The organism is Allobosea eneae (assembly GCF_042657265.1).
Classification (GTDB): domain Bacteria; phylum Pseudomonadota; class Alphaproteobacteria; order Rhizobiales; family Beijerinckiaceae; genus Allobosea; species Allobosea eneae.
Genome location: NZ_JBHSLW010000119.1, coordinates 1 through 6,793 on the forward strand (window position 1 = coordinate 1; position 6,793 = coordinate 6,793).

Genomic DNA, 6,793 nt, shown 5'->3' on the forward strand with positions numbered 1-6,793 from the left:
CATCGGGGATCTCTCGGTTCAGGGTTTGCGTTCCCAACCCAAACCTAACCGGCAATCGCCGATGACCACCCTCAGCTACACCACGCCATGGGACACGACCCATTTTCACATTTTGGGAGACAAGAGGTGCTCTTCGTACCTACCTTTTGTAGGCCCGGAAGGGCATCGTCGCATGAAGCCAATTGACAGCTAGGTTTTTGATCATATTATTAGCCCATGGAACCGTGCGGTTGGCGAGGATTTGCGGGCTGACAATCTGCATTCCTAGCTGCTCGATGAGCGATGTCGCTTGTTGAGGAAGATCGCGGCGGGGCGGCTCGGACGTAGAAGCGCCAGGAGTCTAGCGCATGCGTACCGGCGACTCGCAGGGCATATAGCCACGCCTGCGTTTGAGGGCTCCGAGTGCTTCACGAAGCGATGAAGCGCCCCCGCATCGGAGCGATCGTCGCGTCATGTCGTCCCTTACCGAACAGACCAAATCCGTCAAAGAGTTTCCCCGCAAGGCAATCCGATCGCAGGAGCTCGCCGACCTTCTCTGCATCTCGCTGGCAGCGCTGAGCTCACAGCGCCGGCGCCGGACGGGCCCCCCTGTAGTGCTGCGCGAGGGGTGTCACCCTTACTATTCCCGTGACGAGGTGCTCGCGTGGCTGCTGGCACAAGAGCAGCGAAATGCCCAGCGGTCTGCCTCCAAAATCACTCCCGACCCTTCACTCGATTGCGCTGAGCAGTGACGAGCTGACGGCCAATTCGGGCCATCACCTTTGCTGCTTCGACTTCATTTGCACGTCGCAGTGTGCCCTCAGCAGCGAAAGCATCCGACGATCGGCCTCCGTTCCAAGATTGGATATGGCGACGTTGTCTGACACTGCCTGTCTGAGCAAGAGACGCTAGGCCGGCGTACACCTCGCCGCCCAGCACGCGCTGCAGGACATCTTGACCAATCGGGGTCGGACGCCCCGCAAGAACATCCAGCGCCATCGCGGCGAGTGCGCGGTGGGTCTTCGGGACTACGGCGAAATCGAAGGCAGTCTGGCGCTCCTCACGCTGTGAGGACGCAGCCGGAGGGGGCTCCGCCGCCCCACCCTCGGCCGGTTGGGAATATTGAGGTCCATGCCGAGCATTTGCATGCATGCCTACCAGTCGGTCCCTTCCTCGAGACAGATCAGCGGGACGGTGACGTTGGGCGACCAGTGCCTGGGCTTCGGCACGGCGAGCTTGACCGTACCCGCGCAGCGCACCTGTCGCTACGATACCTGCCCCGAGCGCAACCGTCAGGCCCGCGCCCGTCAGAAGAACACCCGTTGCCGCCATTGCGAATGCGACCCGGCGCGCAGGGCGCGACTGCAGCAAGCGGGCTGCCTTGAATGCGCGGTTGATCCTGAGTTGGCGCACGCGTGCCTCCTCTCGGCGCATTGCCTGCGCCTCACGGCGCTGCGCTGCCTGTGATGAACGGCGGGAAGAGATTTCCTCATCGGCAGGCTTCCGCGATCGCCACATGCGGGAAAAGATGTCATTGAACTCGCCGTCGATCGCGGCCTCTAACCGACCACGATCAATCTCGCGGATCAGGGCGCGGTCAGCCTGTTTCAATGTCCTGGCCGCCCCCTCGACGCGGGCTTGCGAGATAAGCGGGGCATCGCGGCGCAGATCTTCCACTACGGACGGCTCCAGAGCCACGCGGCCGTCGGAGGCGATGGTGATGGAGCCAAGAAGAGGCAACGCCATACCACTCCCGTCATGGACGGCCATGAGGGTTGCCTTCCTGGTGCCGATCGCGACGGAGAGGCCATATCGGGCGAGAGCCTGGCGGAGCGAGCCGAAGCGTATGGCCTCGCCGACGGCAGAGAGAAGCCGGCCACGAAATTCGCCCAAGGGCAGCTTTGCGCGGGCCGCCTGTTGGCGATCCGCCTCAGCGTTTCGATCACGCCTACGGACGGGCTGATGGCCTTCCAGGATCTCAGCTTCGCGGATTTTGCCTCGGGCTCGCAGATCGGCCGCATTCCGCTGGATGCGGGGACCAGGGGTTATCTTTTCACCGAACTGAATCTCGAGGCGGCGGCTGACCAACTCGTCACGAGCATAGTTGTCCTTGGAGCTGAGGACACGTCCCGTAGCAGGATCAACGGCGCTGAAGAGGAGGTGAAAATGCGGCGGCCTGTCTCCTTTGTCATGCTCGATCAGCCGCATGGGATGATTTCGGGCAATGCCGTTTTCGCGCCTGATGCATGCGATGGCGCGTAAAAGCTGCCTTCGGTCGAGAGGGCGCGAGGGGGAGAGCTTGAAATGCGCCAACGTGATTTTCGCCCGGGAATGGGCGGCGGTCAGAGCTGATGAAAAAGCAAGGAACTGGCGTAGGTCGCCCGGGCAACCGCGGTCGAGATCTCGGTGCTCGACGACCCGCCTGTTATTCGACGTGCTCAGCAGGTGATCTGCACGCCTAGGATCGTCTTTCACATAGCGAGACCGGCCGATCACGACTGGCCCCGCCCGAGCACGGCCATGATGGCAGTGATGGCGGTATGCAGGTCGAGCCTGATACGCTCAAGCTCGTCATGTCGCCACGGTAGCGGCTTGCCTTGGTTCAGATGCGCGGCAATCTGGTTGACATTGTTGCCGACCATGCCGAGTTGACCTAGGCCTTGCCGCAGCAATTCGGCATTGGCGACCCGGCGTCGGACCGTGGCGGCCCGGGCCATGAGGCCGATCTCCCGCTCGATGATGCGCCGCGCCATCTGGCCGGGTGTCAGGCCCATCGCGGCAGCGATCGCCACCAATTTGTCCGCCTCTTCCCTCGCGATGCGGAACACAAAGGGGCGGCTCTTCTCGTACTTCTTGGCTTGCTTTTGGTCTGTCATCGACAGGCCTTCCGTGCGTTAGCGCGGACAACCCGCTTTAGCGGCGGGGGTCCACGGGGGCAGAGCCCCTTGGCCAGCAGACATGTGAAGCGCTCGCGCTGTAAACATGTCGTCACTGGCATACTGTAGCTTATCTTACATCGAGTAAAATTGGCTGATATTATAGCTGAAATATAGCGGTGACTTTACCAGCAATAAAAGCCGATCCATAACTCGCAACGATACGGGTAATGTTTCTCTGACGCGTTTGACGATTTTGCCGCGCTCGCGCTGAACGCCCTGTATGCCGACTTAATTCAAGTGCGCCCAAGAAATCATGCTGCCAGTATAGGCGCATGGAGGGTAGCACATTGACCGACAAGCGAACTGCCAGTTTGGCCTGCCTTGCGCCGAAGGCTGGGGCGCAGTCACTGAAAAGCGAGTTCTTCGCAATCATGCCTGCGATCGAGGCGGCGCTCAAGCGCGGCGTCACGTGGAAGGCCATTCTGGCGGACCTCGAAGCCAACGGCTTCGCGATAAGCCCAGAAACTGCCACGAACTATGCTGCGCAGTACAGGCGTCGATACAGGCAGACCGGCGTGCCGGGCAAACCAGGCCGTCCTCGCAAGACTGACGTGGCGGCTGCCCACGTCGTCCAGAGGAGGACCGTGCCGGTTCTCATCACCGACGGTGGCCGGCCTGCGACGCGCAGCGTGGCGAACCTCAAGCGCCCTGCTGATCTCGCCTGACCCAGGCGCGACAAAAACCAACGCCACACTTCAATCCGGAGAATCCAATGGTCATCAGCACTACGAAGCCGACTTCTCGCCCCAAGAAGGACGTTCTTGCGGCGAAGGGGGGCGCTGGCAAGAGCACCCTCTTCAACCTGCTGAGCAGCACTGCCGCCTTCAATAAGGGGAAGTGCGCGATCAGCCTCTTCGACATCGCCCCTGCAAACTCCACCCTGTGGCGCTACCGCAAAAGGCAGGAGAGGCGCCGGCTCTGGGGCCGCCGCCGGAACGCGGGCATCCCGCGTGCCTGAGCGCGTTCGGCGTCAGACCTCTTACTCCATCCCAACGTGGCGTTGACCACCGCGAGCGCTCCCGGGCGCTGCACGACGGCGACGCCAATCTCATCTCAGAAAGGTATCTTGTCATGACCACGAACAAGGCCGCGTCCAGCGGTAAGAAGTACATCTTCGCCGCGGCTGGCGGCGGTGGGAAGAGCACGCTCGCGATGCTGATGACGAGCACGGCCATCTTCAAGAAGCTCGAGATCGACATCTTCGACGTCGAGCCTGCCAACCCGACGCTGCGGCGCTACTTCAAGACGATGCCGCCCGAGAACGCTTTGGAGGACGACCGGCCCGAGGCCGTGGTGCCGTTTCTCGAGAACCGGGTGTTTGCCAGCAACCGCCCGGCGTTCGTGGATTTGGGCGCGAACATGGAGGGCCATGTCCTTCGGTGGATCAATGACCGGGGCGCGGCCGTCGCAGAGGACATCCGGTTCATCGTGCCCGTTTCGAAGCGCGACGGAATCACCGCCGCTGGGCGCATCGCCCTTAACTGCGGGGCTGCGTCGGTCCTCTTGGTGCACAATGAGGCGGGTGGGCTCGATGCCGAGGCCGCCATTGCCGACCCGGCGTTCGCCAGGCTCGCCGAGGAAGTCGTCCACTTCGCCCGGCTGCCCCAGCTCGGCACGACTATGGCGGATGTCCATCGGACGAGTACGCCGCCCCATCTGATGCTCGCCGGCAAGAACCGGTTCGAGGCCCAGGGCGCCCTGACGATGATCAGGGCGGTTGAGGAGACCTTCTCCGATCACCCGGACTTCAGGCCCTGGTGAGGTCCGCGTGGCGCGCTTTACCGAAAAGCTGAGGAAGAGTGCCGGCGTGCGAGACGCTGATCCTGTCGCGCCCGTCTTCGACGCAGTCGACCTTGTGGCGGATCGGGTTGATCAAGCGATCGGCGCGTTACAAGACGAAGCCACGCGGCGGCGGCGCCGCGATCTCGTGCGCGGCATCGGTCTCGCCGGAGCTGCGGTGGCTCTAATTGGCGGCCTGGCTTTTGGTGGGGCGGCCATCGCGGTCCGTTCGGCGGAGGAGAAAAGCGCCGAGCGGCTCCGACTCCTCGATGACGAACGCGCACGCAGTTTCGACGCTCGCGTCGAGACGCGTGCCGCCGCGGTCGCCTTCGACGTCGTTACGCAGGCCAACAGTCGCGCCGCTGCGGCCGAAGCCCTGTTGGAGGTTGCGCGGGGCAGAGTGGCCGCGTTAGCCGGCGGCACCGATCCGGGACTGCGTGACCTACTCAAGGCGTCTGCGACGGCGAAGCGCGACGACATCGCGATCTTGCTTCGGCTCATGAGCCACCAAGACCCCAACGTCCGCAAGACCTGCGACGCCCTGTCGACCGTCTCGCCGGCGATGGTCGGCCGGCTGCTCGAATACTTCACGGCCAATAAGGGCCAACCCCGACCTTAGAAGGAGGCAACATCATGGACTTCGACAACGAACTCGACCGGGACCGCGACTTCGACGAGATGTGGTTCCACCACTCAAGCCAGCTCATCACCATGCGAAACATCTCGCCCAAGCGGGCTGCCGCCACGTCCTTGGCCCTCCTGCGACGGGTCTTTGGGGAGGACAAGGGCTTCGAGAGCTGGCTCATTCGGAAAGGCATTCCTGTTTCCGTGCCGGAGTAGACATTGAGGCTGCAACTGGAAACCCCGCGTGATGACATCACGCGGGGTTCGTCATGCCGACGGCAGGCCGTGGATGCGTCAGGCGAGTACGCCCATGGAAATGACGGGCCACTCCGGCAACTGCCGGGCGGCAAGGTGCTGTTCCCGGACGACGTTGGCGAGGCGCTCGGCCAGCTCCGACCGGTGTTTGTAATGCAGCCTGAAGAGTACCCGGCCCAGGTAGGCGCCAGGATTCTCGAGGATTCGCGCACGATCAGACGCGAACTTTAGAACCCGCCAAGGCCGCAACGGCCCCTCAGGCGAAGGGAGGACGTCGAATGATGCCGTGAGCTGGAACCCGGCAGGGCGGCGGTCCAACTCGTCGAAGAGAAGCGCTAAAATGATGTTGACGAGGCTCAGGTCGATCTCGCCGCCTACGGGAGTCCGCGCGGAGATACAGGCCGACACGCGAGTCTGCCCCGTGTAGAGGTGCGCGCTGTAAATGGTCCACTCGACAGAGACAGGTTGGCCGCTCTGAATTGCGGCATTGATCTGCGGATCGATAAGGAGCAGGGGCTTCAGCAGCGACATGATGTTGCGCGCCGTGCTACGACTCGCAGCGTCAGTGGACATCTCCGAGCCGGCCGACGGGCGCTGCGTCCGATCGACGTACTGCGCAGTGAGCGAGTGCGGCTTGCGGTCCTCGCCATCATCGGAGAGCCTCTTCGCCATGCGGTCTGCCGTGTCGAAGATGGGGTGACGCAGGGTGTAGCGCACGGGCCAGACTTGGGACGCAGCGTTCTGGAGAGCCAGAAGCGCGTCGTTGTCGTCGGCTGAGTAACCGCTCCATTGGAGCCACCCCGGCCGCTCGGCGCCGTCCATCATAGACGCGACCCAGAGCTGCCGAGGGCGGGGGTACTCTCCTGGTTCCTCGATTTGCTGAACCTTCGGCGCCATCATTTTCAACCTCCATGCCCTGTCGCCCCATGCGCCGTTCGTGGCAGGAGAGCGAGAATCATTGCACAGAACATATCATGAACATAAAGATCGGTGCGGCCGATAATCATCGGCGCCACACAGATCATCAGCGTATAGTTAACGCAGGGTATTTTTGATTCTGTCAGATTTACTCCAACACTCCTAGGCAGCAGACCTTATAGCGCAAGTAGAGGCAATGCGCTGAGAGTCCGTCCCGGAACTCATGACGCTCGCGCGATGCGGCGGATAAGAACCATGGCGGCGGCTGCGTAGAGGAAGGCCGTCGCGGAGGCGATGGT

Annotated in this window: 9 protein-coding genes; 6 read left to right on the top strand and 3 right to left on the bottom strand. The window is 62.6% G+C overall.

Annotated features, from left to right (window positions below; genetic code table 11):
- Nucleotides 1-693 precede the first annotated feature (693 nt).
- Complete coding sequence (locus ACFPOB_RS30155) at nt 694-1,749, bottom strand: hypothetical protein (protein ID WP_377801847.1); 1,056 nt, start codon at nt 1,747-1,749, stop codon at nt 694-696.
- Here ACFPOB_RS30155 and ACFPOB_RS30160 point away from each other — a divergent pair.
- Nucleotides 1,738-2,241, top strand: a complete 504-nt coding sequence (locus ACFPOB_RS30160) for a hypothetical protein (RefSeq protein WP_377801848.1) — start codon at nt 1,738-1,740, stop codon at nt 2,239-2,241. The genes ACFPOB_RS30155 and ACFPOB_RS30160 overlap by 12 nt on opposite strands.
- Before the next feature lie 230 nt (nt 2,242-2,471).
- Here ACFPOB_RS30160 and ACFPOB_RS30165 read toward each other — a convergent pair whose 3' ends face one another.
- Nucleotides 2,472-2,807, bottom strand: a complete 336-nt coding sequence (locus ACFPOB_RS30165; protein WP_377801849.1) for a hypothetical protein — start codon at nt 2,805-2,807, stop codon at nt 2,472-2,474.
- 398 nt (nt 2,808-3,205) lie between these two features.
- Between ACFPOB_RS30165 and ACFPOB_RS30170 the strand changes: the two genes are divergently transcribed.
- The 5 genes from ACFPOB_RS30170 (at nt 3,206) to ACFPOB_RS30190 (ending at nt 5,537) form a co-directional block, all read left to right on the top strand.
- Entirely contained in the window at nt 3,206-3,583 is a 378-nt protein-coding gene (locus ACFPOB_RS30170) for a hypothetical protein (RefSeq protein WP_377801851.1), read from the top strand.
- 47 nt (nt 3,584-3,630) lie between these two features.
- Nucleotides 3,631-3,876, top strand: coding sequence for a hypothetical protein (locus tag ACFPOB_RS30175; RefSeq protein WP_377801852.1), 246 nt, complete (start codon nt 3,631-3,633; stop codon nt 3,874-3,876).
- A gap of 113 nt (nt 3,877-3,989) precedes the next feature.
- Nucleotides 3,990-4,679 carry a hypothetical protein gene (locus ACFPOB_RS30180; RefSeq protein WP_377801853.1) on the top strand — a complete coding sequence of 230 codons (690 nt, stop codon included), beginning with the start codon at nt 3,990-3,992 and terminating at the stop codon, nt 4,677-4,679.
- A gap of 7 nt (nt 4,680-4,686) precedes the next feature.
- Nucleotides 4,687-5,316, top strand: coding sequence for a hypothetical protein (locus tag ACFPOB_RS30185; RefSeq protein WP_377801854.1), 630 nt, complete (start codon nt 4,687-4,689; stop codon nt 5,314-5,316).
- Nucleotides 5,317-5,330: 14 nt separating this feature from the next.
- Entirely contained in the window at nt 5,331-5,537 is a 207-nt protein-coding gene (locus tag ACFPOB_RS30190) for a hypothetical protein (protein ID WP_377801855.1), read from the top strand.
- 78 nt (nt 5,538-5,615) lie between these two features.
- Here the strand turns inward: ACFPOB_RS30190 and ACFPOB_RS30195 are convergent, their stop codons facing one another.
- Nucleotides 5,616-6,476 carry a hypothetical protein gene (locus tag ACFPOB_RS30195; protein ID WP_377801856.1) on the bottom strand — a complete coding sequence of 287 codons (861 nt, stop codon included), beginning with the start codon at nt 6,474-6,476 and terminating at the stop codon, nt 5,616-5,618.
- Nucleotides 6,477-6,793: the final 317 nt, after the last annotated feature.